This window comes from Stenotrophomonas sp. A3_2, from assembly GCF_036624925.1.
In the GTDB taxonomy this organism is placed as follows: Bacteria; Pseudomonadota; Gammaproteobacteria; order Xanthomonadales; family Xanthomonadaceae; genus Stenotrophomonas; species Stenotrophomonas hibiscicola.
Genome location: NZ_JAZKVY010000360.1, coordinates 1 through 311, shown reverse-complemented (window position 1 = coordinate 311; position 311 = coordinate 1). Strand labels below are relative to the sequence as shown.

The window sequence follows — 311 nt, the reverse complement described above, 5'->3', positions numbered from 1 at the left end:
CGACAACACCACCTTCATCGCCGCCGCCGTGCTGTTCTACATCGGCACCGGGCCGGTGCGCGGCTTTGCCGTGACGCTCGGCATCGGCATCATCACCACGGTGTTCACCGCCTTCACAATGACGCGCCTGATCGTCGCCGCATGGGTGCGGTGGAAGCGGCCGCAAACCGTGCCGATCTGAGAGGCCTTTCGTGACCCATACCGTTCTCATTGGCCTTGGCATCCTGATCGCCGTGCTGACCGTGGTCGCGGCGCTCGGCCTGCTGCCGTCGCTGCGCATCGTCCCCGACGACACACATTTCGACTTCACG

The 311-nt window shown here is 65.0% G+C and carries 1 protein-coding gene; it reads left to right on the top strand.

Going from position 1 to position 311, the window contains the following annotated elements; genetic code table 11:
• The coding region (locus R5H29_RS21220) for a hypothetical protein (RefSeq protein ID WP_332329779.1) at positions 1 to 181 on the top strand (181 nt) is incomplete at its 5' end.
• Positions 182 to 311 lie beyond the last annotated feature (130 nt).